Origin of the sequence: Streptomyces sp. A0592 (assembly GCF_004795115.1) — a bacterium.
GTDB lineage: Bacteria > Actinomycetota > Actinomycetes > Streptomycetales > Streptomycetaceae > Streptomyces > Streptomyces erythrochromogenes.
Map to the genome: position 1 here is coordinate 69,055 of NZ_SSBM01000004.1, position 26,786 is coordinate 95,840.

Below are 26,786 nucleotides of genomic sequence, written 5' to 3' on the forward strand. Positions count from 1 at the left end.
GTCGGCGCCCGACGCGGAGGAGAGCCCCCGATGCGCCTCACGGACACCGCCGTCGATACCGCCGGACCCGGTCTCGACGCCCCTGACGCCTTGTACGCCCTCGGCGTCGCCCGGCCCACCGCCGCACCGCGCCTCAACGCCGGCCTGCTGCCCCTGCTCGCCGAGGCAGACCTGCTCGACTCACCGGCCACCTGGGGCAGCGTCACCACCCGGGCCGGATCCTTCCGCCTCGAACCCGTACGGCCGGGCCGAGACCTGGAACTCCTCACCGGCTGGATGAACGACCCCGAGGTGGCCGCCTACTGGGAGCTCGCCGGCCCCGCCGCCGTCACCGCGGCCCACCTGCGGTCCCAACTCGACGGCGAGGGCCGGAGCATCCCCTGCCTCGGCCTCCTCGACGGCACGCCGATGAGCTACTGGGAGATCTATCGGGCCGACCTCGACCCGCTCTCCCGCCACTACCCGGCGCGCCCCCACGACGCGGGTATCCACCTGCTCATCGGAGACGGTACGAACCGCGGCCGCGGGCTGGGCACGGCCCTGCTCCGCGCCGTCGCCGACCTGGTCCTCGGCAACCGCCCCCGCTGCACACGCATCGTCGCGGAGCCGGACATCCGCAACACCCCCTCCGTATCGGCCTTCCTCAGCTCAGGCTTCCGCTGCCATGCGGAAATCGACCTTCCCGAGAAGCGCGCCGCCCTGATGGTCCGGGAGCGGGCCCTGCGCAATCTCCTCTGATCCCTGCCCCGCACGCCCCGACCGTCGTCGTCGCTTCGCACCTCTCCCTTCGAAAACTCTGCGTCGCGCAGCAAAGTTCCCGACCTTCGAGGAGTCTCGTGCCGAACCTCCCAGCAGCCGCCGACCCGACGGATCCGCTCCTGCCGCCGTCGCCCCAGCACCCCTGCACGCCGCCCGAACTCACGCTCCCGACCTGGGAATCCGCCGCGCGCCGACTCCTCGCCAAGATGCTCGCCGAATTCGCCTACGAGGAGATCGTCCGCCCCGTCCCCGCCCCGGCCGCCGCCGGCGACGCCTGGACCCTGACCCTCGACGACGGCAGCAGCCTCGGCTTCCGGGCCCGCCGCCGCTCCTACGGCAGCTGGCACGTCGCACCCGACACGATCACCCTCACACCGCCCCCGCCCGCACCGCCCTCAACGCCCGCACCACCCGGGCCCGCCCCGGCCGCCCCGGCCTCCTTCGGAGACCCGTACGCCTTCCTCGTCCGCGCACGCACCCTCCTCGGACTCGACGGAGCCACCCTCGGCCACCTCGTCCGCGAGCTCAGCGCCACCCTGGCCGCCGACGCGCGGATCGACCACACCGCCCTCACCGCCGACGTCCTCGCCGACCTCGACTACGCGGACCTCGAAGGCCACCAGACCGGCCACCCCTGGCTCGTCCTCAACAAGGGCCGCATCGGACTGTCCGCCTCCGACACCGCCGCCTGGGCCCCCGAAGCCCGCAACCGCCAGCGGCTGCCCTGGCTGGCCGCCCACACCTCGCTCGCCGCCTACCGGGGCACCGCCGGCCTGGAGGACCCAGCCCGCCTCTACTCCGCCGAGCTCGACCCGGTCACCCGCGCGGCCTTCGACCAGACCCTCCGCGACCGCGGCCTCGACCCGCTGCGCTACCTCTACCTCCCCGTGCACCCCTGGCAGTGGGACGAGGTCGTCGTCCCCCTCTTCGCCCCGGCGCTCGCCTCCGGCGACCTCGTCCCGCTCCCCGCCGATCCGGACGTCCGCCTGCCCCAGCAGTCGATCCGCACTTTCCTCAACCTCAGCCGTCCCGACCGGCACAGCGTCAAGCTCCCGCTCTCCGTCTTCAACACCATGGTCTGGCGCGGACTGCCCTCCGACCTCGCCCTCGCGGCCCCCGCCGTCACCGCCTGGATCCACTCCCTCCGCGACTCCGACCCCTTCCTGCGGGACGAGTGCCGGGTCATCCTGCTCGGCGAGGTCGCCTCCGTCACCGTCCGCCACCCCGTGTACGACCGGCTCCCCGAGGTCCCGTACCAGTACAAGGAGCTCCTCGGCGCGATCTGGCGCGAACCCCTCACCGGTCTCCTCGCGGCGGGGGAACGCGCCCGCACGCTCGCCTCACTGCTCCACACCGACCCCCGGGGCCGGTCCTTCACCGCCGAGCTCGTCGCCCGCTCCGGCCTGACACCCGCCGTCTGGCTGCAGCGGCTCTTCGCCGCCGTCCTGCCCCCGCTGCTGCACTTCCTCTACCGCTACGGCACCGTCTTCTCCCCCCACGGCGAGAACGCCGTCGTGATCTTCGACGAGCACGACGTCCCGGTCCGGCTCGCGATCAAGGACTTCGTGGACGACGTCAACATCAGCGACGAGCCGCTGCCCGAGCTGGCCTCCGTGCCCGAGGAGGTCCGGGCCGTCCTGCTGACCGAGCCCGCCGACTTCCTGCCGCAGTTCATCCACTCCGGGCTGTTCATCGGAGTCTTCCGCTATCTCTCGGCCCTGTGCGAGGACCGGCTCGGCGTCCCGGAGGGCGATTTCTGGTCGCTCGCACGGGCCGAGATCCTGCGTCACCAGGCCCGCTTCCCCGAGCTCAAGGACCGCTACGAGCTCTTCGACCTGCTTGGCGAGCGCATCGCGAGGCTGTGTCTGAACAGGAACCGGCTGTACGAGGACGGCTACCGCGACCGCCCCGACCGCCCGCACGCCGTGCAGTACGGCACCGTGCCCAACCCCCTCCACCGGCCATGAATCCCCGTCGGTGTGCGCCTGCTGTCAGCGGGGCCCCGTAGGGTTGGCAGTGCTATGACGAAGCCCTCCCTCCCCGACCTGCTGCACGCCGCCGTCTCCGCCGTCGGCGGCACGGAGCGCCCCGGCCAGGTGGCCATGGCCGAAGCAGTCGCCGAAGCGATCGACGACAACTCCCACCGGCTCATCCAGGCGGGTACCGGCACCGGTAAGTCCCTCGGCTACCTGGTGCCGGCCCTCGCCCACGGCGAGCGCGTGGTCGTGGCCACCGCGACCCTCGCCCTCCAGCGGCAGCTCGTCGAGCGTGACCTGCCCCGGACGGTGGACGCGCTGCATCCGCAGCTGCGCCGCCGGCCGCAGTTCGCCATGCTCAAGGGCCGGTCGAACTACCTCTGCCTGCACCGCCTGCACGAGGGCGCTCCGCAGGACGAGGAGGACGGCCTCTTCGACCAGTTCGAGGCGGCCGCACCCACCAGCAAGCTCGGCCAGGACCTGCTGCGCCTGCGGGACTGGGCCGACGAGACGGAGACCGGCGACCGCGACGACCTGACACCGGGCGTGTCGGACAAGGCGTGGTCACAGATCTCCGTCTCCTCCCGCGAGTGCCTGGGCGCGACGAAGTGCGCGTACGGAGCCGAGTGCTTCGCCGAGGCCGCGCGCGAGCGGGCCAAGCTCGCGGACGTGGTCGTCACCAACCACGCGCTGCTCGCCATCGACGCCATCGAGGGCGCGCCGGTGCTGCCGCAGCACGAGGTGCTGATCGTCGACGAGGCCCACGAGCTGGTCTCCAGGGTGACCGGGGTCGCCACCGGCGAGCTCACTCCCGGCCAGGTCAACCGCGCCGTGAAGCGCGCCGCCAAGCTGGTCGACGAGAAGGTCGCGGACGCGCTGCAGACCGCCTCCGAGTCCTTCGAGCGCGTCATGGAGCTGGCGCTCCCGGGCCGCCTGGAACAGGTTCCCGAGGACCTCGGCTACGCCCTGATGTCCCTGCGGGACGCCGCGCGCAATGTGATCTCGGCGATCGGCGCCACCCGCGACAAGTCCGTCCACGACGAGGACGCGGTACGCAAGCAGGCCCTGGCGGCGGTGGAGAACATCCACGCGGTGGCGGAGCGGATCACGATCGGATCCGAGTACGACGTCGTCTGGTACGAGCGCCACGACCGCTTCGGCGCCACCCTCCGCGTCGCTCCGCTGTCGGTGTCCGGCCTGCTGCGCGAGAAGCTCTTCGAGGACCGTTCGGTGGTCCTGACCTCCGCCACCCTGAAGATCGGCGGCGACTTCAACGGGGTCGCCGCGTCCCTGGGGCTGTCCCCGGAGGGTGTCGAGGGTGACGACGTGCCGTTGTGGAAGGGCCTGGACGTCGGCTCTCCCTTCGACTATCCGAAGCAGGGCATCCTCTACGTCGCCAAGCACCTGGCCACGCCGGGCCGTGAGGGCACCCGCGGTGACATGATGGATGAGCTCGCCGAGCTGATCGAGGCGGCGGGTGGTCGCACCCTCGGACTGTTCTCCTCCATGCGCGGCGCCAAGGCGGCCGCCGAGGAGCTGCGCGGCCGGCTCGACAACCCGATCCTGCTCCAGGGCGAGGAGACGCTCGGCGAGCTGATCAAGAACTTCGCCGCCGACCCGAAGACCTGCCTGTTCGGGACGCTGTCACTGTGGCAGGGCGTGGACGTGCCCGGACCCAGCTGCCAGCTCGTGGTCATGGACCGGATCCCCTTCCCGCGCCCCGACGACCCACTGATGAGCGCCCGCCAGAAGTCGGTGGAGGAGCACGGGGGCAACGGCTTCATGGCCGTCGCCGCCACGCACGCCGCCCTGCTGATGGCCCAGGGCGCCGGCCGACTCGTACGGGCCTCGGGCGACCGCGGTGTCGTCGCGGTCCTGGACCCCCGTCTGGCCACGGCCCGGTACGGAAGCTTCCTGCGGGCCACGCTGCCCGACTTCTGGTACACGACGGACCGCAACCAGGTCCGCCGCTCGCTCGCCGCGATCGACGCCACGGCCAAGGCCGACGGCAAGTAGAGAAGAGAAAGAAGACAAAACAACCCCCGGGACCGGCGCAGTGGGTCCCGGGGGCTGGCTAGGGAGCGGCGGGGTCAGACCCGACGCAGAACCGCGACCACCTTGCCGAGGATGGTTGCCTCGTCGCCGGGGATCGGCTGGTAGGCGGCGTTGTGCGGGAGGAGCCAGACGTGGCCGTCCTCGCGCTTGAAGCGCTTGACGGTGGCTTCGCCGTCCAGCATCGCGGCGACGATGTCGCCGTTCTCGGCGACGGGCTGGCGGCGCACGGTGACCCAGTCGCCGTCACAGATGGCGGCCTCGATCATCGAGTCGCCGACGACCTTGAGGACGAAGAGCTCACCGTCGCCGACGAGCTGGCGGGGGAGCGGGAACACGTCCTCGACCGACTCCTCGGCGAGGATCGGGCCGCCGGCCGCGATCCTGCCGACCAGGGGAACGTAGGAGGCGGCGGGCTTGCCAGTGGTGTCCGTGGGCTGCGAGCTGGGCTGGTCCGAGCCGCGCACCTCGTAGGCCCGGGGCCGGTGCGGGTCGCGACGCAGGAAGCCCTTGCGCTCCAGGGCCATCAGCTGGTGCGCCACCGACGAAGTGCTGGACAGGCCGACCGCCTGGCCGATCTCCCGCATCGACGGCGGGTAGCCCCGGCGCTGCACGGAGTCGCGAATGACCTCGATGACCCTCCGCTGCCGGTCCGTGAGCCCGGAGCTGTCGGCGCGGATGCCTGGAGGTCGACCTGGCAGCGAGCGTGCGGGGCGCACTGCGGCGTCCGCTTCCGGGTTCAGGTTTGCGTCGTTCATGGCATGCACCGGCTCGAGTCGGTTCTGGGAGCGGTTCTGGGCAGTGATGGCGGCACTGTCTGCGGTGGTGGTCACGTCGGCCCCTCTCGAAATGTTCTCCCTAGCTGGACAACGGTAGTTGCTTTCGAAAGGTTGCGCCAAACACACGTTCGAGTGAAAAATCGCAGATCGCTCTACGTGGGTAATTCGCGGGGTGTATGGGCGATCGGATCGGCGAACGCGAGTTCGGCTCGGCCTCCGCTGCTTACGGTACCCTTCCCGGTCGGGTAGCCGCCGTTCGGCCCTGCGCCCAGTGTGGCACCGAGAGGCCCTGTATCCGGCTATCGGACGCCGCGACACGCAGAGGCGTCCAAATCCACCACAACCCAAGATCTAGTGGTTGGATGAGCGCGGCCACCCAGAAGTTGTGGTCCCTGGGTCCGCTGAGGCTCCCGGGATCGCATATGCTGGTGGTGCTCCGCGAGCCCCCGACAGAGCCAGTCTCCGTCGTTGAGGGGCTCTGTGGGGTGATTCAGTCGTGCCGAGAAGGAGGGTGAGGGAACCATGCACTGCCCCTTCTGCAGGCACCCCGACAGCCGCGTCGTCGACAGCCGCACCACGGACGACGGCACGTCGATCCGCCGGCGCCGTCAGTGCCCCGACTGCTCCCGTCGTTTCACGACGGTGGAGACGGCCTCGCTGATGGTGATCAAGCGCAGCGGGGTGACCGAACCCTTCAGTCGTACCAAGGTCATCTCGGGCGTGCGCAAGGCGTGCCAGGGGCGGCCGGTCACCGAGGACGCCCTCGCCAAGCTCGGCCAGCGGGTCGAGGAGGCGGTGCGCGCCACCGGAAGCGCCGAGCTGACCACCCACGACGTGGGTCTGGCCATACTCGGCCCGTTGCAGGAGCTCGACCTGGTCGCGTACCTGCGGTTCGCGTCCGTCTACAAAGCGTTCGACACCCTCGAAGACTTCGAGACCGCCATCGCGGAACTGCGCGAGCCGCGGCCTCACCCTGAAGAGTGCGAGCACGGCGGGACCGCTCCGGTCCCCGTGCCCGCCTCCGCCGCCGACTGACCGGGCTGCCCGCGGCGCGGTGCTCGCGCACCGGGTCGTGGCCGGTCGGCCGTGCGAAGAGACGTAGATACAGAGACACAGCACTGTGCCGCGGAATATCGCTGGCACTTTAGGGCGTTTTTGCCCGCATATGGGAGGCAGCGGCATGACAGAGACGGCGAGCAGCTCGGCACGTGGTTCCCGCGCCAAGGGGACCAAGGCTGCCAAGGGCGGCCTGCGTATCGAGCGCATCCACACCACCCCCGGCGTGCACCCTTACGACGAGGTGAACTGGGAACGCCGTGACGTCGTCATGACCAACTGGCGCGACGGCTCGGTCAACTTCGAGCAGCGCGGCGTCGAATTCCCCGACTTCTGGTCGGTGAACGCGGTCAACATCGTCACCAGCAAGTACTTCCGCGGCGCGGTCGGCACCCCGCAGCGCGAGACCGGTCTGAAGCAGCTGATCGACCGGATCGTGAAGACGTACACGAAGGCCGGCGAGGACTTCGACTACTTCTCGTCGCCCGCCGACGTGGAGATCTTCGAGCACGAGCTGACCTACGCCCTCCTTCACCAGATCTTCAGCTTCAACTCCCCGGTGTGGTTCAACGTCGGCACGCCCCAGCCGCAGCAGGTCTCCGCCTGCTTCATCCTGGCCGTCGACGACTCCATGGAGTCGATCCTCGACTGGTACAAGGAAGAGGGCATGATCTTCAAGGGCGGCTCCGGCGCCGGCCTGAACCTCTCCCGCATCCGCTCCTCCAAGGAGCTCCTCTCCTCCGGCGGGAACGCCTCCGGCCCGGTCTCCTTCATGCGCGGCGCCGACGCGTCCGCGGGAACGATCAAGTCGGGCGGCGCCACCCGCCGCGCGGCCAAGATGGTCGTCCTGGACGTGGACCACCCCGACGTCGAGGCCTTCATCGAGACCAAGGTGAAGGAGGAGGAGAAGATCCGCGCCCTGCGTGACGCGGGCTTCGACATGGACCTGGGCGGCGACGACATCACGTCCGTCCAGTACCAGAACGCCAACAACTCCGTCCGCGTGAACGACGAGTTCATGACGGCCGTCGAGAACGGCACCGAGTTCGGCCTGCGGGCCCGCATGACCGGCGAGGTCATCGAGAAGGTCGACGCCAAGGCGCTCTTCCGCAAGCTCGCCGAGGCCGCGTGGGCCTGTGCCGACCCGGGCATCCAGTACGACGGTGTGATCAACAACTGGCACACCTGCCCCGAGTCCGGCCGCATCACCGCGTCCAACCCCTGCAGCGAGTACATGCACCTGGACAACACGTCCTGCAACCTCGCCTCGCTCAACCTGATGAAGTTCCTGAACGACGACGGCAAGGGCAACCAGTCCTTCGACGCCGAGCGCTTCTCCAAGGTCGTCGAGCTCGTCATCACGGCGATGGACATCTCCATCTGCTTCGCGGACTTCCCGACGCAGAAGATCGGCGAGAACACCCGCGCCTTCCGCCAGCTGGGCATCGGCTACGCCAACCTCGGCGCCCTGCTGATGGCCACCGGGCACGCGTACGACTCCGACGGCGGCCGCACCCTCGCCGCCTCGATCACCTCGCTGATGACCGGTACCGCGTACAAGCGCTCCGCCGAGCTGGCCGCCATCGTCGGCCCGTACGACGGCTACGCCCGCAACGCCGAGGCGCACAAGCGCGTCATGAAGCAGCACGCCGACGCCAACACCGTCGCGCCGCGCACCGAGGACCTGGACAACTCGATCTGGGCCGCGGCCACCGAGGCCTGGCAGGACGTCCTGCGCCTCGGCGAGAAGAACGGCTTCCGCAACTCCCAGGCCTCCGTCCTCGCGCCGACCGGCACCATCGGTCTCGCGATGTCCTGCGACACCACCGGTGTCGAGCCGGACCTGGCCCTGGTCAAGTTCAAGAAGCTCGTCGGCGGCGGCTCGATGCAGATCGTCAACGGCACCGTTCCGCAGGCCCTGCGCCGTCTGGGATACCAGGAGGAGCAGATCGAGGCGATCGTCGCCCACATCGCCGAGCACGGCGTGGTCGTCGACGCCCCGGGCCTGAAGACCGAGCACTACGAGGTCTTCGACTGCGCCATGGGCGAGCGTTCCATCTCCGCGATGGGCCACGTCCGCATGATGGCCGCGATCCAGCCCTGGATCTCCGGCGCGATCTCGAAGACGGTCAACATGCCGGAGTCGGCGACCGTCGAGGAGATCGAGGAGATCTACTTCGAGGCGTGGAAGCTCGGCGTGAAGGCGCTCGCGATCTACCGCGACAACTGCAAGGTCGGCCAGCCCCTCTCCGCCAAGAAGAAGGAAGAGGAGAAGGAGGAGGTCACCGCCAAGACGGAGGAGACCATCCGCGCCGCCGTCGAGAAGGTCATCGAGTACCGTCCCGTCCGCAAGCGTCTCCCGAAGGGCCGCCCGGGCATCACCACCTCCTTCACGGTGGGCGGTGCCGAGGGCTACATGACCGCGAACTCCTACCCGGACGACGGTCTGGGCGAGGTCTTCCTGAAGATGTCCAAGCAGGGCTCGACCCTCGCGGGCATGATGGACGCCTTCTCGATCGCCGTCTCGGTGGGCCTCCAGTACGGCGTGCCGCTGGAGACCTACGTCTCGAAGTTCACGAACATGCGCTTCGAGCCGGCGGGCATGACGGACGACCCGGACGTGCGGATGGCGCAGTCGATCGTCGACTACATCTTCCGTCGCCTGGCGCTGGACTTCCTGCCTTTCGAGACCCGCTCGGCCCTCGGCATCCACACCGCCGACGAGCGTCAGCGCCACCTGGAGACCGGCTCCTACGAGCCGCTCGAGGAGGAGCTCGACACCGAGTCGCTGGCTCAGTCGGCCCCGCTGGCCGCAGTGCCGTCGGCCCCGAAGCCGGCGCCGGTCGCCGTCCCGGCTCCGGAGCGCAAGGCCGCCCACAGCAGCGCCGAACTGGTCGAGATGCAGCTCGGTGTCTCCGCGGACGCCCCGCTCTGCTTCTCCTGCGGTACGAAGATGCAGCGCGCCGGCTCCTGCTACATCTGCGAGGGCTGCGGCTCCACCAGCGGCTGCAGCTGACACCAGCGCGATCGCGTCGGATGCGCATCCCGACGTGGCTGAACCCGGAGTTTGATCTCCGGTAGGAAGGGGCGCCGGCCATGGGCCGGCGCCCCTTCGGCGTTCCGTGGCCGGATCGCTGTCGCCCTGCTGGTGTCGGCCGTCAGTGGGGGATGCGGCGGGCGGGGCGTGTGACGAGGTCCTCGCGGAACTCCGCGATCCGGGAGTGGACCTGGCGCAGCAGGTGGGTGTCCTCGATGCGGTCCAGGTAGAGGCAGCGCGCGGCCAGCCCCGGCAGGTCGAAGGCGAAGCACAGGGACATCAGCGGGTTCACGAAGAGTTCGCTGCCCTGGGTGCGGGTGGTGAACCGGACATCGCCGAAGGACCCCCGCAGGGCCGCGGCGATGGAGCCGTTGACGATGCTGGGCCGCTCCGGCGTGTTGTCCTGGGCGTGGGCCACCGCGTCGAGGAAGAGCGCGCCCTCGCGGGTGGCGCGCGGTATGGAGAACGCGCCCAGGTAGGCGCCCTCGCGCTCCAGCGCGGCGATGTTCTCCAGCACCAGCGCGTGGCTGACCCCGTGGTACGCGTCCACGCCGAAGCCGACCGACACGACGAGGCGCTGCGGTACGTCGTCCAGCGCGGCCAGCGCCGCGACGCTGGTCATGTCCTCCTCGGGGGTGCCGAGGCCCGCTTCGTCACCTCGCATCAGGATGTCGGTGCCGCCGTCGACCAGGACGATCGCGTCGATGCGGTGGAGGTCGACCAGGGCGCGGTAGGCGGCGCGCAGCGGTTGCACGCCGGTCTGGGGAAAGGCGTACACGGTGGAGGGGTAGCCGTGGGTCTCCAGCCACTGGGCCAGCGTCCGCTCGGGGAAATAGGCCTGGTGGGGCGCGGTCTGCGGGGTGACGGCGGCGAGGTCGGGGGCTGCCCAGTCCTCCACGGGCAGCCCCGCGAGATGGCTGAAGGAGAGGTTCGCCAGGTGGACCGACTTGCCCTGGTGCATGAGGGAGAGGGCGACGGGCAGGCCGGCGTAGATGTCGAAACCGCCGCCCGCGCCTGCCACGAGGATGCGTTCGGCATCGGCGAGGCGGGCGAAGAGCGGGTTGGTGTGCAAGGCGGTCATGGCGATCATTGTGCGGGGCGCGGACGTGTCCCTGCCCGGGATTTCCGGGCCGTGCGATGCCGGAGGCAGCGGGGGAACAGGGGAGATGGGGCTCATGTGGAGCGGTGACGAGCTGGACCTGGACGCGTATCTGGAGCGGATCGGTCTTCGAGAGGAACCCGGGGCGGGCGGGGAACTCCGGCCGGACCTCCCGACGTTGTACGCAGTGCACCGGGCCCATACCGCCGCCATCACCTTCGAGAGCCTGGACGTCCTGCTCGGCCGCCCCGTCGCGCTGGACGTCAAGTCGATCGAGGACAAGCTCGTGCACGGCCGCCGCGGCGGCTACTGCTACGAGCAGAACTCGCTGCTGGCCGCCGCCCTGGAGCGGATCGGCTTCGAGGTCACCGGGCGCGGTGCCCGCAACCGCACCCGCGGGGACTCCCTGCTGGCCGTGACACATGCCGTCCTCGTCGTCACGGTCGACGGCGAGGAGTGGCTGTGCGATGCCGGGTTCGGCCACCAGGGGCCCCGCGAACCGGTGCCTCTGGCGCGCCCCGGAGCGGAAGTGAAGCAGGGTAAGTGGACGTACCGCATCCGTGAGGAGGCGGACGGGGTCCTCGCGCTCTGCCTGCTGCGCGGAGAGAGCTGGCGGGACCTGTACGCCTTCTCCCCGCAGCGCTACCACCCGGTCGACTACGTCGTGCTCAACCACTACAGCTCCGGGCACCCCCGCTCCTCCTTCGTCGGGCGGGCCATCGTCCAGCGCCCGGGTGACGACGTCCGCCGGGCGCTCGTCGGGCGGGAGCTGACCACGCTGCACCCCGACGGGACGACCGAGCAGCGGCTCGTGGACCCGGCGGAGCTCCTCGCCGTGCTCGACCAGGAGTTCGAGGTTCGGCTGCCTGAACGGGATGCTGCGGAACTGGTGGGGATGTACCTCGCCGAGGACTGACCGGGGCCGTGCCTGGCCCGTACGATGGCGCAGTGCTGGTCAAGTGGATTCGCTGCACGGTGACGGACCGACGCGGGTTCGAGCGGGGGCAGCGAAAATGGGCGGGGCTGCCGGGCGAGCCGGGTTTCCGGGGGCAGGGCGGCGGCTGGAGCAGAGGCCGGCAGGGGGTGGCGCATGTCTTCGCGTTCTGGGAGAGCCGGTCCTTCTACGACTCCTTCATGGCGCGCTCGCACGACAGACTGGCCGCCGCGCAGCACGGCACCTACACGGATCTGCGGGTCACCCTCTTCGACCACCGCTTCGATGTGAAGACCGGCTTCGAGCCGCGCTTCACCGACGCCGACGTCGTCCGGGTGGCGCACACCCGTGTCCGGGAAGGCCGGGTCGACCACTTCGCCCTCATGCAGGAAAAGGTCTGGAACCCGGCCATGGCGGGCTCGCCCGGGATGGTCCGGGGCCTCTTCGGTGAGGCACCGGGCCGGGAGTTCCTGGTGCTCTCCATGTGGCACGCCGCCGCCGAGCACGGCAAGTACCGCCAGGAGCGGGTCGAGCGGTTGTCCCTGCGCGCCCAGATCCAGGCGGACGTCGAAGCCCTCACCGGTGACGTCGTCGACCTCGAACCGTCCTGGACGGTGTGACCGTATGACGAGCGCCAGGCCGACCGGCGTGCCCGGTCGGTCGGCCCGGCGGTGGCCGAATAGGGTCATGGGATGGTTCGACCACGGCGCATCGTCCTTGTCCGACACGGGGAATCGGAGGGGAACGCCGACGACACGGTGTACGAGAGGGAACCCGACCACGCCCTGCGGCTGACCCGGAACGGCCGCGAGCAGGCCGCGGCGTCCGGCGTCCGGCTGCGCGAGATCTTCGGCAACGAGACGATCAGCGCGTACGTCTCCCCCTACCGGCGGACCCTCCAGACCTTCCGGGAGCTCGGGCTCGACCCCAGGCGGGTCCGGATGCGCGAGGAGCCGCGCCTGCGCGAGCAGGACTGGGGCAACTGGCAGGACCGGGACGACGTCCAGCTCCAGAAGGCGTACCGGGATGCCTACGGGCACTTCTTCTACCGCTTCGCGCAGGGCGAGTCGGGCGCCGACGTGTACGACCGGGTCGGGTCCTTCCTGGAAAGCCTGTACCGGAGCTTCGAAGCCCCCGACCATCCCCAGAACGTGCTGCTGGTGACGCACGGCCTGACGATGCGGCTCTTCTGCATGCGCTGGTTCCACTGGTCCGTGGCTGAATTCGAGTCCCTGTCCAATCCGGGGAACGGCGATTTCCGGATGCTCCTGCTGGGGCCCGATGGCCGGTACCGGATGGACCGCCCGTTTGAGCGGTGGACCACACCGGAGCCCTACGACCTGGACGGCTAGAGTGGCCCGCGATGACGCCTGACTCCACTCCCGAACGGCGCTACGCACGCGCCATGGCCAGCCTCCGCGGGCTGGCGCTGGGTGATGCCCTCGGCTCCCAGTACTTCGTACCCGTGAACTACCCGCTGCTCAAGCGGCGCGAGCTGCCGTCCGGCACCGAGACGTGGCAGTGGACCGACGACACCGAGATGGCCTGCTCGGTGGTGGCCGTACTGGCCGGCCACGGGCGGATCGACCAGGACGCGCTCGCCGGCTCCTTCGCCCACCACCACGACTTCGACCGGGGCTACGGGCCCGCGGTCAACCGGATGCTGCGTCTGGTGCGGGAGGGCGAGGACTGGCGCACGCTGGCCGCCGAACTGTTCAACGGGCAGGGCTCGTGGGGCAACGGCGCCGCCATGCGGATCGCACCGCTGGGCGCCTGGTACGCAGACGACCCGGAGCAGGCCACTCACCAGGCGGAGATCTCCGCCTACACGACCCACCAGCACCGTGAAGCCGTGTGCGGGGCGATGGCCGTCGCCGCTGCGGCCGCGCTGGCCGCCGGTACGGAGGCCCCGCCGAAGGCGGCCGACCTGCTGGACGGGGTGATCGCCCTCGTGCCGCGCAGCGCGGTCGGTGCCGGGCTGCGGCGCGCCCGGGACATGCTGGACTACGGCGACGCGACCACCGTCGCCGCCGTACTGGGCTGCGGACGGCGCACGAGCGCCCACGACACGGTGCCGTTCGCCCTGTGGTCGGCGGCGCGGGCGCTGGACGACTACGAGCGGGCGTTCTGGACCACCGCGCAGGTGGGCGGAGATGTCGACACGACCTGCGCGATCGTAGGCGGAGTGCTGGGCGCGCGCGGCGACGCGGTGCTGCCGGCCGAGTGGCTGGCGCGCACCGAAGCGCTGCCTGCCTGGCTGCCGGAGACGGCGGCGTAGCCCGGCGTAGCCCTTCACAGCGGACGTGTGCACGGCGGACGTGTGCCGTGCGGAGCTGTGCCCGGCGGTCCTCATATGCGTGGGTGAGAGCCCGCGTTCCGATTGTCACGGTCCTGCCACACATGCTTTTGATCCTGTTCAAAACCTCCTGTGATCGGCCTACTCTGTCCACATCGCCGCCCCAACGTGTACGCCGGGGCGGCCGACAGGGGAGGGGACCCGATGTCAGAGAACACCGGCGGGGCGGACGAAGCCCGGACCGAGGCGGCGGCCGACGCAGAGCCCGCGTCAGGGGTTTCGCCCACACAGCCGGCCCCGGCCGGGAACCCGCCCGCCGCTGCGGCCGGGCCCCAGCCGGGCGCCCACGCCGGCCGGCCCGGCTGGCAGCCGCAGCACCACCCGCAGCAACCGCGTCCCTGGGGGCCGCCGCCCCCGAAGTCGCCCGCGAAGCCCTCCTGGGCCACGCTGGTGCGCCCCGCCGAAGCCGCCCCCGTCCGGACCGCGACCCTGGTCGCCGTCCTCGCATCCGGCCTCGCGGCCGCGCTCCTCCTGGCAGACGGCATGGGCCCCGGTCTGCTCCTCGCGGTGGTGCCCGCCGTCGTCGCCGCGTACGTCGCCGCCCGCGTGGCCGGCCGTACCGCCCGGCCCTGGACGCTGGCCTGGGTGATCGGCTGCCTCGCACTCCTTGCGATACCCGCCCTGCGCGACTCCGCCTGGCCCTCCACGCTCGCGATCCTGGCCGCCCTGCTGCTGGGGGCGCTCGCCCTCCACGGCAGCCGCACCTGGCCCGGGGTCTTCCTCAGCCCGCTCGGCTTCGTCGACTCCACCGTGTCCGGCGTCGCCTGGGTCCTCAAGGGGCTGCGCTCGCGCGGAGGGGTCGGCAAGGACCGCTGGCTGCCCGTCGCCAAGGCGGCCGCCGTGGCCGTGGCCCTGCTCGTCCTCTTCGGAGCGCTGTTCGCCTCCGCGGACGCCGCCTTCGCCGATCTCCTGGGCGGCTTGATACCCGACGTGTCGGTCGAGGACGGGCCGATCCGGTTCATGCTCTTCGTCCTCGGTGCGGTGATCGCGATCGCCGCTGCCCGCACCGCGGCCGCCCCACTGCGCTGGGACCGGATCCGCACGGCCCCGGGCACGCCGCGCTCCCGGGTCGAATGGGCCCTTCCGCTCATCGTGCTCAACCTGCTCTTCGCCGGATTCAACGCCGTGCAGCTGGCCGTCCTGTTCGGCGGCTACGACAAGGTCCTGGAGAGCACCGGCCTCACCTATGCCGAGTACGCCCGACAGGGATTCTGGCAACTGCTGTGGGCCACCCTGCTCACCCTCGCGGTGATCGCGCTCGCCCTGCGCTGGGCCCCGCGCTCGGGGGCCGGCGACCGACGCTTCGTCCGGATCGTCCTCGGAGTCCTGTGCGCGCTGACGCTCGTCGTGGTGGCGGCCGCGCTGCGCCGCATGGACCTCTACGTGGATGCGTACGGGCTGACCAGGCTGCGCGTCTCGGTGGCCGCGATGGAGCTGTGGCTCGGGCTGGTCATCGTACTGATCATGGCGGCCGGGGTGTTCGGCGCGCGGTGGCTGCCCCGGGCGGTCGCGGGCAGCGCCGCCGCGGCGGTCCTGGCCTTCGGCCTGCTGTCGCCGGACGGGATGGTCGCCGAGCGGAACGTGGCCCGCTTCGAGAAGGACCAGAAGATCGACCTGGCCTACTTCCAGTCCTTGTCGGCGGACGCCGTCCCCGCCCTGGACCGGCTCCCCGAGCCCCAGCGGTCCTGCGCCCTGCGCGGGATCAACGACAACCTGTCCCGGGCCGGCGACGTCCCCTGGCACGCGTTGAGCATGGGCGAGTACCGGGCCCGGCAGATCCTGCGCGAGCGCCCGGTGACGGCGTCGTACGAGGTCTGCTCGCGGCTGGGCACCTTCGGCAGCCGGACCGAGTACTAGTCGCGCCCCGGGGCCCCGGCGTACCGGGGCGCCGCTCGACCGGGCCGGACGCGAGGCACCGCCTCCCCGCGTCCGGCCCGGTACGTGCCGGGGCCGGTCAGGCGGCCGGACCGGCCTTCGCGGCGGCGCCGGCCAGGGCTTCCAGGTCGCTCTTGCGCACGCGGATCACCAGCAGGGCGGTGGCCAGGGCGAGGCCGGCCATCGCCACGGCGGCCATGAACGACGTGGAGATGCCCTGGGCGAGGACGAGGTCTCCCCAGGGATCGGGCAGCCGTCCGGTCTCCCCGAAGGCGGCCGCGGCCTGGGGGTCCGCCTGGGCGAGGAAGGCCGGTACCTGCTTCGTGGCCTCCTCGCGGCTGGCGGTGCCGAAGACGGTGACGAGGATGGACAGGCCGAGCGAGCCGCCGACCTGTTGGCTGGCGTTCAGCAGGCCGGAGGCGGCCCCGGCCTCCTTCGGGTCCACCCCGGAGACGGCGGTCAGGGTCAGCGTCACGAAGTTGAGGCCCATGCCGAAGCCGAACAGGAGCATCGGCCCGAGCACACCGGAGAGGTACGAGCTGTCGGTCCGCAGGAGGGTCAGCCAGGCCAGCCCGGTGCCGGTGAGCGCGGACCCGATGACCATGAAGGGCTTGGGGCCGAAACGCGGCAGGAAGCGCTGCGAGAGGCCGGCGGCGGTGACGATGGCGACGGTGACGGGCAGGAAGCCGAGCCCCGACTGGATCGGGGAGAAGCCCAGTACGTTCTGCACGAACTGGACGATGAAGAAGAACATGCCGAACATCGCCGCGGCGAGGCCGAGCATGATGACGTAGGTGCCGGTTCGGTTGCGGTCGGCGAACATGCGCAGCGGGATGATCGGTTCGCGGGCCTGTGACTCGATGACGACGAAGAGCGCCAGCAGGACCAGGGCGGCGGTGAACGACCCGAGGGTGAGCGGGTCGCGCCAGCCCTCCTCCGAGGCGCGGATGAAGCCGTAGACGAGCGAGGCCATGCCGCCGGTGGAGGTGAGGGCTCCGGCGATGTCGAAACGGCCGGGATGGCGCTCGGACTCGCTGATGTAGAGCGGGGTGAGCACCGCGATCAGAATGCCGATCGGCACGTTGACGAAGAGCACCCAGCGCCAGTCGAGCCACTCGGTCAGCATGCCGCCCGCCAGCAGGCCGATCGCGCCACCGCCCGCGGAGACGGCTGCGAACACTCCGAACGCCCGGTTCCGTTCCGGTCCTTCGGCGAACGTCGTCGTGATCAGGGCGAGCGAGGTCGGGGAGGCGATCGCGCCACCGACGCCCTGGAGGGCCCGGGCGGCGAGCAGCTGCCACGGTTCCTGGGCGAAGCCGCCGAGGAGCGAGGCCAGGGTGAAGAGCAGGATTCCGGCCAGGAACACCCGGCGCCGGCCGAGGATGTCGCCGGCCCGGCCGCCGAGGAGCAGCAGTCCGCCGAAGGTGAGGGTGTAGGCGCTGAGCACCCAGGAGAGGTCGGTGGTGCTGAAGTCGAGCGCGGTCTGGATCTGCGGGAGCGCGATGTTCACGATGGTCGCGTCGAGGACGACCATGAGCTGGCAGGCGGCGATGACGGCGAGCGCCACACCGGGGCGTCCCTCCCGCCGCGCCGCCCCCGGTATCCGGGGCGCGGCGAGTTGAGAGCTTGTCACTGAGGATCCCCCCAAAGTGAAATAGTGAACGTTGTCGTTCACTACGGGATCCACGGTAGGAGCCGGAATTAGTGCACGCAAGCGTTCACTAAGGCTGAAAATCTATGCAGCACGGCGTCTCGGGCCGGTCGGAGGTGGGGAGATGGTGGGTTCGCGCTGGTCATCGGCGTCGCCAGGGCGCAGGCGGGGTCCCGAACTCGAACGGGCCATCCTCGACGCGGCGTTGGAGCAGCTGAGTACGGTCGGCTGGAACGCGGTGACGATGGAAGGTGTGGCGGCCGGTGCGCAGACCGGCAAGGCCGCGCTCTACCGGCGCTGGCCCTCGAAGGCGGACCTCGTGGCCGACGCGCTGCGGACCGGCCTGCCGGAGATCGGTGAGATTCCCGACTCCGGCTCGATCCGCGAGGACCTCTACCTGTTGTGCACCCGCACGAGGGACGTCATGCACTCGCGTGCCGGGCAGGCTCTCTGGTCGGTGCTTCACGAATGCGATCACTCGACCGCGGAGCGGTTTCACGGGGTCATCTGGTCAGGGCTGCAGGAGCCCGCCCAGCGCCTGATCAGGGAGCTTGTGCTGCGCGGAATCGGGCGGGGGGACGTGCGACCGGACGCTACTGGTCCGTTTGTCGTGGATGTCATTCCGGCGATGCTGATGTACCGCGCCAAGGTGTGCGGAAGCGAATGGGGGGACGCTGACATCGCCGAGTTGATCGACCAGGTGATGGTGCCGCTGCTCAGGGTGTGAGACGGGGAGGGGTGGCTGCGGGAGGGGCCGGGCGGGGTCCGTGGCCGATCGCAGGCCGGTCGCACCGGGGTGGGGGTGTGCAGTGGGCTCGGGGCGGCGTAACCTTGCTGGCGCCATGCCGTACGAAGCACCCACCCACACCGTCGAGCGCTCCCTCCGTGCAACCACCGGCGCCAAGGTCATCGCCGGGGTCGACGAAGTCGGACGAGGGGCCTGGGCCGGTCCCGTCACCGTGTGCGCGGCGATCACGGGCCTGCGCCGGCCGCCCGCCGGGCTCACCGACTCCAAACTGCTCACCCCCAAGCGACGTGACGCCCTGCTCGACGTCCTGGAGGACTGGGTCACCGCGTACGCGCTCGGGCACTCCACGCCCGAGGAGATCGACGAACTGGGGATGACGGCCGCCCTCCGGCTCGCCGCGGAGCGCGCGCTGGAGGCCCTGCCGGTGCGGCCCGACGCGGTGATACTCGACGGCAAGCACGACTATCTCGGCCCGCCCTGGCGGGTTCGTACGGTGATCAAGGGCGACCAGTCCTGCATCGCCGTCGCCGCGGCTTCGGTCATCGCCAAGGTCCGCCGCGACCGCATGATGGCCGAACTCGGCGAACGGGGCGGTGGAATCGAGGACTTCGCTTTCGCCGCCAACGCCGGATACCCCTCGCCCGTGCACCGGGCGGTCCTGGAGGAGCGGGGGCCCACCCCCTACCACCGGCTCTCGTGGTCGTACCTCGACGCGCTGCCCAGATGGCGCCACCTGAAGAAGGTGCGCCGCAGCGAGGAGTCGATGGAGCTGGAAAACGGAGGCCAACTCGGCTTCGATTTCTGATCGCACCCATGTGCCACCGACCGGTACGTTTCGTACCGGTGTTTGATAGATGTCAACTCATGCCTCTCACCCCCGCCATCGAGGAGCCTCAGATTCACGAGAGTGCCCAGGGTCCCCGCGTCACGCCGGCCGCGAGCCGCACCGCGCAGACCCCCCGCCCCGTACCTGGTCCGCGTCCCGCCGCCGTCCCGCGGCCCGGTCGCCCCGGTCCCGCCCGGCCCGCACCCCCCGCGCAGCGCGCGGCGCAGGCCACCCCCGGACCCGTTCCCGCAGCCCCTGCCCCCACCGCACCGTCCGTCTCCGCGTCGGTGCCGCAGATCCAGCTGATCCCGGCGTCCGCCGAGGGTGCGCTGGACGCGGCCGAAGAGGCCGTGGACCTGCTGCTCGACACCGGGCGCGCGCCCGGCGACATCCTGGTGCTCACCACCGGCGACCCGCACCCGTGGGCCGCTCACGAGCTGTCCTTCGGCGAGGCCGCGTACTGGGCCCTGCACGACGCCGGGGACGACGTCTTCTACGCGGACGCGGCGCAGGTCGAGCGTGCCGCCGGCCGTCCCGTCGTGGTCTTCGCGGCCAACGGCGGTCCGGTCGACACCGTCCTGGGTTCCCTGCCGGTCGCGCTCACCCGGGCGGGTGCGCTGCTGATCGTGTGCGGTGACGCGAACCAGATCAACTCTGTGCTGGGTGCGGGCGTCTGACGCCCTGTACCCCGGCACGGGCGAGGGGCGGGGCGGGCTTCGAGCCGGCCCCGCTGAAGCCCGGACCGGGACCTGGGCCGAGGTTCGAGCCGTGGCCCGAACCGACGCCCGCGCGGGTGCCCGAAGCCTGAGCCGCCGTACGCCCGGTCCCGGGTGTACGGCCGTGAGGCCTGCCCGCGGGCGGGCTGCGCGTCGTGAACGAGGGGCGAACGGGCCCGGGTGCCGGCTTCGGCTTCAGCGCGCGGCGGTCCGGCGCAGGGCCTCGACCGCGCCGCCACCGGTGTGCAGGGCGAGCGGAGCGAACTCGGCCACGGTGTCGCCGAGCCGCTGCGGCCGGGAGTCCGAACTGGGCCGCCGGCCACCACGGCCCTCGCCCAGGACCTGCCAGCCGTCCCGGGTGAGCGTGATGTACGCGCCGCAGCGCAGCCCGTGCAGGGTGCAGGCGTCCCGCAGTCCCCACATCCAGGCACCGTCCTCCGGGGTCCACCGCTCGTCGCCCTCGCGGCAGTAGAGGAGGACCGCCGTCCGCACCGGGGTCCGTCGCCGCAGGTCGTGCGGGAGGACCCGGCGCAGCCGGGACAGCAGGGCGTTGCGGTACTCCCAGCCGTCGGCCGACGCCGAGCGCTGCACGAAGGAAGCGCTCGCCACGAGCTGTTCCTCCGGTCCGAGTACGGCGATCACGGCGGTCGCAGGAACCGGGCTGTGCCGGGAGTGCAGCCCGCTGACGACCTCGCGCGGATTGCGCAGCAGGGGAATGCCCGCCGACATCCACTCGGACGGTTCCAGCAGTCTGCCGTGCCGGCTCGCGCCGCCGGTGGCCGTTGCCAGAGACGAGGTCGAAGGCGGCGTGAATCCGAAGGTCACGTTCCTCCCTTCGGGTACACGCCCGCGAACGGGCACGGCTGGAGTCAGGGCGCGCCGCAGCGCGGCCCAGGAGGGTGCCGAGGAGCCGAGCGGGAGCACTCCAATTCTCGCGTGGCTTCCGAGCATGCGGCAACGAGCAATTGACGACGCCGACCGGAATTCGCCGGTATGCCGTTCATATCCTTGCCCCGCCACGCCGAGAATGACGCATCGGGTCACCCCTGGAGCGCCAGCACCAGCGGGAACACCTCCTTTGCGCCTGCGCGCCGCAGCAGGCGTGCGGCCACGGCGAGTGTCCATCCGCTCTCCGCGCGGTCGTCCACGAGGAGCACCGGGCCGGGGGTCTCGGCCAGTGCCGCCGCCAGCTCCTGCGGTACGGCCAGGGCTTGGTGGAGACCGCGCACCCGCTGCGCGCTGTTGGAGGAGGCCAGCCCGAACTCTGGTACCTGATCGGTGTAGGCGACCGTGCCGAGCAGGGGCATTCGCCCCACCTCGGCGATCCGCGCGGCCAGCGAGGCGACCAGCTGGGGGCGGCTGCGCGAGGGCAGTGCGACCACACCCACCGGCCGTTCCGGTGCGTCGGAGGCTCCGGAGGCCCAACCGCCAGGTCCCCGGGCCCAGTCGGCGAGCACCGCGATCACGGCCTGGGTGACGTCGTCCGGAACCGGCTGGTCGGGAGCCTGCGGGGCGAGCATCGGGCGCAGCCGGTTGCCCCAGCCGATGTCGGACAGCCGCCCCAGGGCCCGGCCCGTCGAGGCCTGCTCCCCGGCGGGGATGCGCCCCTTGAGGTCGACACCGACCGCGGCGAGCCCCGTCGGCCACATCTTGCGAGGCTCCAACTCCACACCGGGACGGCCCAGCTCGCCGCGCGCGGTGTCCAGTGCGGTGGTGGAGACCTCGGCCGCGAACCGGGCCCCGGCGCAGTTGTCGCAGCGGCCGCAGGGCGCGGCCTCCTCGTCGTCGAGCTGCCGGCGCAGGAACTCCATCCGGCAACCCGTGGTCGCTGCGTAGTCGCGCATGGCCTGCTGCTCGGCGGCCCGCTGGCGGGCCACCCAGGCGTAGCGCTCGGCGTCGTAGGCCCACGGCTCACCCGTCGAGGTCCAGCCGCCCTTGACGCGGTGCACGGCGCCGTCGACGTCGAGGACCTTGAGCATGGTCTCCAGCCGGGTGCGGCGCAGGTCGACCAGCGGCTCCAGGGCGGGCAGCGACATCGGGCGCCCCGCCTGGGCCAGGACGTCGAGGGTGCGGCGCACCTGCTCCTCCGGCGGGAAGGCGACCGAGGCGAAGTACTGCCAGATCGCCTCGTCCTCCCGGCCGGGCAGCAGCAGGACCTCCGCGTGCTCCACGCCACGGCCCGCGCGGCCGACCTGCTGGTAGTAGGCGATCGGCGAGGACGGAGACCCCAGGTGCACGACGAAGCCCAGGTCGGGCTTGTCGAAGCCCATCCCCAGGGCGGAGGTGGCCACCAGGGCCTTGACCCGGTTCGCCTGCAGGTCGTCCTCGGCCTGCTGGCGGTCCGCGTTCTCCGTCTTGCCGGTGTACGAGGACACCGTGTGCCCGCGGTGTCGCAGGTACGTGGTGACCTCCTCGGCCGCCGCGACCGTCAGCGTGTAGATGATCCCGGACCCGGGCAGCTCGCCGAGGTGGTCCGCGAGCCAGGCCAGCCGGTGGGCCGCGTCGGGCAGGGTCAGGACCGCCAGGCTGAGGCTTTCGCGGTCCAGCGGGCCGCGCAGCACCAGCGCGTCCGTGCCCGCGCCGGTGCCCAGCTGCTCGGCGACGTCCGCGGTCACGCGGGCGTTGGCCGTGGCGGTCGTGGCGAGGACGGGGACGCCCGGCGGGAGGTCGGCCAGCATGGTGCGCAGCCGGCGGTAGTCGGGGCGGAAGTCGTGTCCCCAGTCGGAGATGCAGTGGGCCTCGTCCACCACGAGCAGGCCGGTGGCCGCCGAGAGCTTGGGCAGGACCTGGTCGCGGAAGTCCGGGTTGTTGAGCCGCTCAGGGCTCACCAGCAGGACGTCGACCTCGCCCGCCGCGACCTCGGCCTGGATCCCCTCCCATTCCTCGGGGTTGGCGGAGTTGATGGTGCGGGCGCGGATCCCCGCCCGGGCCGCGGCCTCGACCTGATTGCGCATCAGTGCGAGGAGGGGGGAGACGATTACGGTCGGGCCGGCGCCCGCCGCGCGCAGCAGCGACGTCGCGACGAAGTACACGGCGGACTTGCCCCAGCCCGTGCGCTGGACCACGAGCGCCCGCCGCTTGTGCGCGACGAGGGCCTCGATCGCGAGCCACTGGTCCTCGCGCAGCCGGGCGGTGCCCGTGGGGTCCCCCACGAGGCGGGCGAGTACGGAGTCGGCCGAGGACCTCAGGTCTGCGTTCATGCCCCCATGCAACCCGATGCCTCCGACATCGCGCCAATGCTGCCCCCAGTCGTGTGGAAGTTGAAGCGTCAACACTTATCCACAGGGCTTTCGGGATCGGATCATGCGCGGGACCTTCGTGGCATGACGAACAACAGCGAATCCCGCCGCCCGTCCGACCGGTCCTTCATCACCCCGGCCGGAACCGCCGGCGAACCACAGATCACCCTGCGCAGCCCGGCCGAACTGGCCGATGCGCTGCCCTACATGCTCGGTTTCCACCCGTCCGACTCCCTCGTCATGGTGGCCGTGCACGGCGGGGGCGGGCGTTTCGGCGGCCGGCTACGCGTCGGCATCCCCACCGCTCCCGCCGAATGGGAGGACACCGCCCGGCAGGTCGCGGACTGCCTCATCCGGGGCAGCGAACGACGCGGGCCCAAGCCCGACGGCATCGTCGTCTACCTCTGCCAGGAGCCGCGCGCAGAGGAGAGCGGCCGGGGCGTGATGACCCGGCTGCGGCCGTTCGCCCAGCGGATCCGGCTGGCCTGCGGTGCGCTGGACGTGCCGGTGCTGGAGGCCCTGTGCCTGTCGGACGGCCGCTTCTGGTCCTACGTCTGCCCCGACGAGCGGTGCTGCCCGGCCGAGGGCAGCCCGCTGACCCCGGTCGGCACCTCGGTGATGGCCGCGGCCGCGACCTTCGCCGGGCTCCAGATCCGGGGCTCCCTCGAAGAGATCGAGCGCAGGCTGGCGCCACTGCGCGGGGCTGTGGCGGAGGAGGCGGAGCGGGCCTTGGACCGGGCGGCCGCAGCCCTGATGCCGAGGATCCTCCACGGTGCCACCCGCGAAGAGGTCGGCACCGAGACCATCACGCTGGCGCAGGCCCTGATGCGGCGCATGACCCTGGCGCCGCCCGTCGAGAGCGGCGTCCAGGGCGACGACTGGGACGACGCGCTGCTCGGCCACGACGAGGCCGCCTCGCTGATCCTCGGCCTCCAGGACCGCGAGGTCCGGGACATCGCGGCCGAGTGGATGGAGGGCGAGGAGGCGGCCCCCGCCCTGCGTCTGTGGCGGGCACTGGCCCGCCGCTGCGTCGGCGCCTACGGCGAGCACGCCGCGGCCCCTCTCACTTTGGCCGGCTGGGTCTCCTGGTCCACTGGGGACGAGCCGACCGCCCGGATCATCCTCGGCCTGGCCCTGCGGGCCGACGCCGAATACCGCTTCGCCCAACTGCTCCACCACGCCTGCAACGAGGGGATCGACCCCGAGGGGCTGCGGCAGTGCCTCCGGCAGGAGCGGCGGCGCAGGGAACCCCGGCGCAGCCGCTCCTCAGCCGCCACCCGGCCGCCCGGCCGCCGGGGCCGCACGGCGCCGCGCCGCGGCTCCCGCCGCACCGCGGGGAGCGGGCAGTGAGCGCGCGCCGGCCGTCGTATGGCCGTCCCGTGCGGCCGGTCCCAGGCTCCCTGACCCCGGCCCGGCGCAGCGGGCTCCCTCCCCGCCGCGCCCGGCCGGAGCAGCGGCCCGTGACCCGGGCGGGGGCGGGGGCGTTCAGCTGGGGGGAGGTGCCGTCCCGGCCGCGCCGCCGCCCAGCTGAACCCACCGGAGCGCAGACAAGGCGACACATGTCTCACCCCGCACCTCCCCGCCCGACCGGCGTGCCCGCAGCCCGCAGGCCCGAGCTGCCGCCCGTGCACGGCGCCGTCATCTGCGTCGCCGCGCCCTGTCTGGTCATCTCGCCGGAACACGGCCAGCTGACCGGGCGGGGGATCGACGGGATCTACCGCGCCGGGCGCAGGCTGCTCTCCCGGTGCGTGCTGCGCGTCGGCGGCCGTGACCCCGTCGCCGTCCAGGGGCGCAGCCTCGGTGCGGACCGGGCCGCCTTCACCGCCACCGTGCGCACCGGAGCCGAACCCGGACCCGACCCGGACATCGGGGTGGAACGCGTCCGCCACGCCGACGGCACCGAACGGATCACCCTGCGCAGCTTCACGGGCCGGCCGGTGCGACTCCCCGTGGAGGTACTGCTCGGCACCGACCTGGCGGAACTGGCCGAAGTCGCCGCCGGCCGGGCCGGCCCCGAACTGCCTGCCGGAGTACACGCGGCCGGCCTGCGCTGGAGCACCGGCGGTGCGCAGGCCGTCACCGCGGCGGACCCCGCGCCCGACGACGCCGTGGCCGCGGCCGGCCTGCTGCGCTGGCAGCTCGAACTGGGCCCCGGCGAATCCCGCACCATCGAGCTGCGGACCACGCACGACCGGGTGGTTCGGGCCCCCGTCGGCCAGGTGGCCAACCCGCTGGCCGACGCCCGGGCCGAGGGGGACGACCCGAGGGCCGAGGCGTGGTTCCGCACCAGCGTCGAGGATCTGGGCGCGCTGCTCTCGCGAGACCCCGAGGAGCCGGGCGACGCCTTCGCGGCGGCCGGGGTGCCCTGGCGGCTGGGCCTGGCACCTGCGGAGTCGCTGTGGGCCGCCCGGATGGCACTGCCGCTGGGGACCGGGCTCGCCGCCGCAACGCTGCGCATCCTCGCCCGGACACAGACCGAGGGGTCAGGGACCGAGGCCGGGAGGATCCCGGGGCCCCTGCGCGGAGCGGGCCCGCAGCTGCCGCCCGCGTGCACCGGTACCGAGGCGACCCTCGCCTTCCCCGCGGTGCTTGCCGAAGCCCGCCTCTGGGGCATGCCGGAGGAGGACGTCGCTCGACTGCTCCCGGCCGCCGAACGCTGCCTCGACTGGCTGCGCGGCGCCTTCGGGAAGGACGGCTTCCTGGCCGATCCCGAGCCCGGTCCGCGGCGCTGCGAGACCCAGGCCCACGCGCACCGGGCCGCCGTGCTCGGCGCGGACCTCCTCGCCGGCTGCGGACGACCCGGAGCCGAGGAGTGGCAGGAGCGGGCTGCCGCGCTGCGGCAGCGGTTCCGCGAGAGGTTCTGGATCGACGGCCCGGACGGCGGCCGGCCGGCGTCGGCCCTGCATCCCGACGGGCGGCCCCTGCCACGGCTGACCGGCGCCGCCGCCCATCTGCTCGACACCGGGCTGCTCGGCGGCGGCCGGCTCGCCCCCGGGCTCCTAGACCGGATCCGCACGGAGCAGCTGGCCCGGCTGTTCGGAGCCCCCGCCATGGACTGCGGATGGGGGCTGCGGAGCATGGCCCTCAAGGAACCGGGACACAACCCGTTCGGCCATCGCTCGGGCGCGGTACGGGCGTACGAGAGTGCGGTGGCCGTGTCCGGCCTGGCCGCGGCGGGCTTCGAGAAGGAGGCGGCCGGCCTGCTCCGAGGCCTCCTGGACGCGGCTGAGGCCTTCGGGTACCGGCTGCCGGAGATGTTCGCCGCCGAGCAGCGGACCGCGGGCAGCGTCCCCATCCCGCACCCGGCGGCCTGCCGCCCCGCCGCAGTGGCCGCGGCCGCGGGGGTCCACGTGCTGACGGCCCTCGCCGGAGTCCGCCCCGACGCCCCCGCCGGTACCGTCGCCCTCGCTCCCCTTCCCGGCGCTCCCCTCGGCGCGATCCGGCTCGCGGGCCTGCGGGTGGCGGGCGAACCCTTCGCCGTCCGGATCAGCCGACTCGGCCTCGGCATGGTGGAGGAGGCCGCGGATGCGCTCCAACTGGGAGGGTGAGCCGGGCCGCGGCCCGCGCCCCCTACGAGCTGTGCTCTGCCGACTCGGGCTCGCAGGCGGCGCACATCGAGGGCCGCGCCCGCCCGGCGCACCGGCCGGCCTGCGGGCTGTTGCCCTCAAGGTCACCAAAGCGCT

At 72.1% G+C, this 26,786-nt stretch carries 20 protein-coding genes; 15 read left to right on the top strand and 5 right to left on the bottom strand.

The window, feature by feature from the left end:
* Positions 1-30 precede the first annotated feature (30 nt).
* The 3 genes from E6U81_RS07915 to E6U81_RS07925 all read left to right on the top strand — a co-directional run bounded on the left by E6U81_RS07915 (position 31) and on the right by E6U81_RS07925 (position 4,751).
* Positions 31-738: a GNAT family N-acetyltransferase gene (locus E6U81_RS07915; RefSeq protein WP_136229379.1), complete on the top strand. Its 708-nt coding sequence runs from the start codon at positions 31-33 to the stop codon at positions 736-738.
* Positions 739-836: 98 nt separating this feature from the next.
* Positions 837-2,726 (top strand): IucA/IucC family siderophore biosynthesis protein, encoded by a 1,890-nt coding sequence (locus tag E6U81_RS07920; RefSeq protein ID WP_136229380.1) that lies wholly within the window; start codon positions 837-839, stop codon positions 2,724-2,726.
* 54 nt (positions 2,727-2,780) lie between these two features.
* Positions 2,781-4,751 carry an ATP-dependent DNA helicase gene (locus tag E6U81_RS07925; protein WP_136229381.1) on the top strand — a complete coding sequence of 657 codons (1,971 nt, stop codon included), beginning with the start codon at positions 2,781-2,783 and terminating at the stop codon, positions 4,749-4,751.
* Positions 4,752-4,825: 74 nt separating this feature from the next.
* On the opposite strand, the gene lexA is transcribed toward E6U81_RS07925, so the two are convergent.
* Positions 4,826-5,620 carry a transcriptional repressor LexA gene (lexA, locus tag E6U81_RS07930; RefSeq protein WP_136229382.1) on the bottom strand — a complete coding sequence of 265 codons (795 nt, stop codon included), beginning with the start codon at positions 5,618-5,620 and terminating at the stop codon, positions 4,826-4,828.
* Between the two features lie 468 nt (positions 5,621-6,088).
* Between lexA and nrdR the strand changes: the two genes are divergently transcribed.
* Together nrdR and E6U81_RS07940 are read left to right on the top strand one after the other, a co-directional pair.
* A complete protein-coding gene (gene nrdR, locus E6U81_RS07935; RefSeq protein ID WP_030838121.1) occupies positions 6,089-6,601 on the top strand; it encodes a transcriptional regulator NrdR in 513 nt (170 codons plus the stop codon).
* Between the two features lie 145 nt (positions 6,602-6,746).
* Positions 6,747-9,638, top strand: a complete 2,892-nt coding sequence (locus E6U81_RS07940) for a vitamin B12-dependent ribonucleotide reductase (protein ID WP_136229383.1) — start codon at positions 6,747-6,749, stop codon at positions 9,636-9,638.
* A gap of 142 nt (positions 9,639-9,780) precedes the next feature.
* Here E6U81_RS07940 and E6U81_RS07945 read toward each other — a convergent pair whose 3' ends face one another.
* Positions 9,781-10,740: a DUF1152 domain-containing protein gene (locus tag E6U81_RS07945; protein ID WP_136229384.1), complete on the bottom strand. Its 960-nt coding sequence runs from the start codon at positions 10,738-10,740 to the stop codon at positions 9,781-9,783.
* An 85-nt stretch (positions 10,741-10,825) separates the two neighbouring features.
* On the opposite strand from E6U81_RS07945, the gene E6U81_RS07950 reads away from it, so the two are divergent.
* The 5 genes from E6U81_RS07950 to E6U81_RS07970 all read left to right on the top strand — a co-directional run bounded on the left by E6U81_RS07950 (position 10,826) and on the right by E6U81_RS07970 (position 15,905).
* Entirely contained in the window at positions 10,826-11,674 is an 849-nt protein-coding gene (locus E6U81_RS07950) for an arylamine N-acetyltransferase (protein ID WP_346766133.1), read from the top strand.
* A 32-nt stretch (positions 11,675-11,706) separates the two neighbouring features.
* Positions 11,707-12,312: a YdbC family protein gene (locus E6U81_RS07955; protein ID WP_063838155.1), complete on the top strand. Its 606-nt coding sequence runs from the start codon at positions 11,707-11,709 to the stop codon at positions 12,310-12,312.
* Positions 12,313-12,384: 72 nt separating this feature from the next.
* Positions 12,385-13,044 carry a histidine phosphatase family protein gene (locus E6U81_RS07960; RefSeq protein WP_136229385.1) on the top strand — a complete coding sequence of 220 codons (660 nt, stop codon included), beginning with the start codon at positions 12,385-12,387 and terminating at the stop codon, positions 13,042-13,044.
* Between the two features lie 11 nt (positions 13,045-13,055).
* The gene (locus E6U81_RS07965) at positions 13,056-13,970 is read left to right on the top strand and encodes an ADP-ribosylglycohydrolase family protein (protein ID WP_136229386.1); all 915 of its coding nucleotides are present in this window, start codon (positions 13,056-13,058) and stop codon (positions 13,968-13,970) included.
* Between the two features lie 222 nt (positions 13,971-14,192).
* Positions 14,193-15,905 (top strand): DUF4173 domain-containing protein, encoded by a 1,713-nt coding sequence (locus E6U81_RS07970; RefSeq protein WP_136229387.1) that lies wholly within the window; start codon positions 14,193-14,195, stop codon positions 15,903-15,905.
* A gap of 97 nt (positions 15,906-16,002) precedes the next feature.
* On the opposite strand, the gene E6U81_RS07975 is transcribed toward E6U81_RS07970, so the two are convergent.
* Entirely contained in the window at positions 16,003-17,556 is a 1,554-nt protein-coding gene (locus E6U81_RS07975) for an MFS transporter (protein ID WP_136229388.1), read from the bottom strand.
* Positions 17,557-17,698: 142 nt separating this feature from the next.
* Here E6U81_RS07975 and E6U81_RS07980 point away from each other — a divergent pair, with 142 nt between their 5' ends.
* The 3 genes from E6U81_RS07980 (at position 17,699) to E6U81_RS07990 (ending at position 19,825) form a co-directional block, all read left to right on the top strand.
* Entirely contained in the window at positions 17,699-18,301 is a 603-nt protein-coding gene (locus E6U81_RS07980; RefSeq protein WP_136229389.1) for a TetR/AcrR family transcriptional regulator, read from the top strand.
* Positions 18,302-18,416: 115 nt separating this feature from the next.
* Positions 18,417-19,127, top strand: a complete 711-nt coding sequence (locus E6U81_RS07985; protein ID WP_136229390.1) for a ribonuclease HII — start codon at positions 18,417-18,419, stop codon at positions 19,125-19,127.
* Positions 19,128-19,186: 59 nt separating this feature from the next.
* Positions 19,187-19,825: a hypothetical protein gene (locus E6U81_RS07990; RefSeq protein WP_136229391.1), complete on the top strand. Its 639-nt coding sequence runs from the start codon at positions 19,187-19,189 to the stop codon at positions 19,823-19,825.
* A 234-nt stretch (positions 19,826-20,059) separates the two neighbouring features.
* Here E6U81_RS07990 and E6U81_RS07995 read toward each other — a convergent pair whose 3' ends face one another.
* Positions 20,060-20,689: a hypothetical protein gene (locus tag E6U81_RS07995; protein WP_136229392.1), complete on the bottom strand. Its 630-nt coding sequence runs from the start codon at positions 20,687-20,689 to the stop codon at positions 20,060-20,062.
* 215 nt (positions 20,690-20,904) lie between these two features.
* Positions 20,905-23,064 carry a RecQ family ATP-dependent DNA helicase gene (locus tag E6U81_RS08000; RefSeq protein ID WP_136229393.1) on the bottom strand — a complete coding sequence of 720 codons (2,160 nt, stop codon included), beginning with the start codon at positions 23,062-23,064 and terminating at the stop codon, positions 20,905-20,907.
* Positions 23,065-23,187: 123 nt separating this feature from the next.
* Between E6U81_RS08000 and E6U81_RS08005 the strand changes: the two genes are divergently transcribed.
* Together E6U81_RS08005 and E6U81_RS08010 are read left to right on the top strand one after the other, a co-directional pair.
* A complete protein-coding gene (locus tag E6U81_RS08005; protein ID WP_136229394.1) occupies positions 23,188-24,453 on the top strand; it encodes a DUF4192 domain-containing protein in 1,266 nt (421 codons plus the stop codon).
* A gap of 209 nt (positions 24,454-24,662) precedes the next feature.
* The gene (locus E6U81_RS08010; protein WP_136229395.1) at positions 24,663-26,651 is read left to right on the top strand and encodes a glycogen debranching N-terminal domain-containing protein; all 1,989 of its coding nucleotides are present in this window, start codon (positions 24,663-24,665) and stop codon (positions 26,649-26,651) included.
* Positions 26,652-26,786 lie beyond the last annotated feature (135 nt).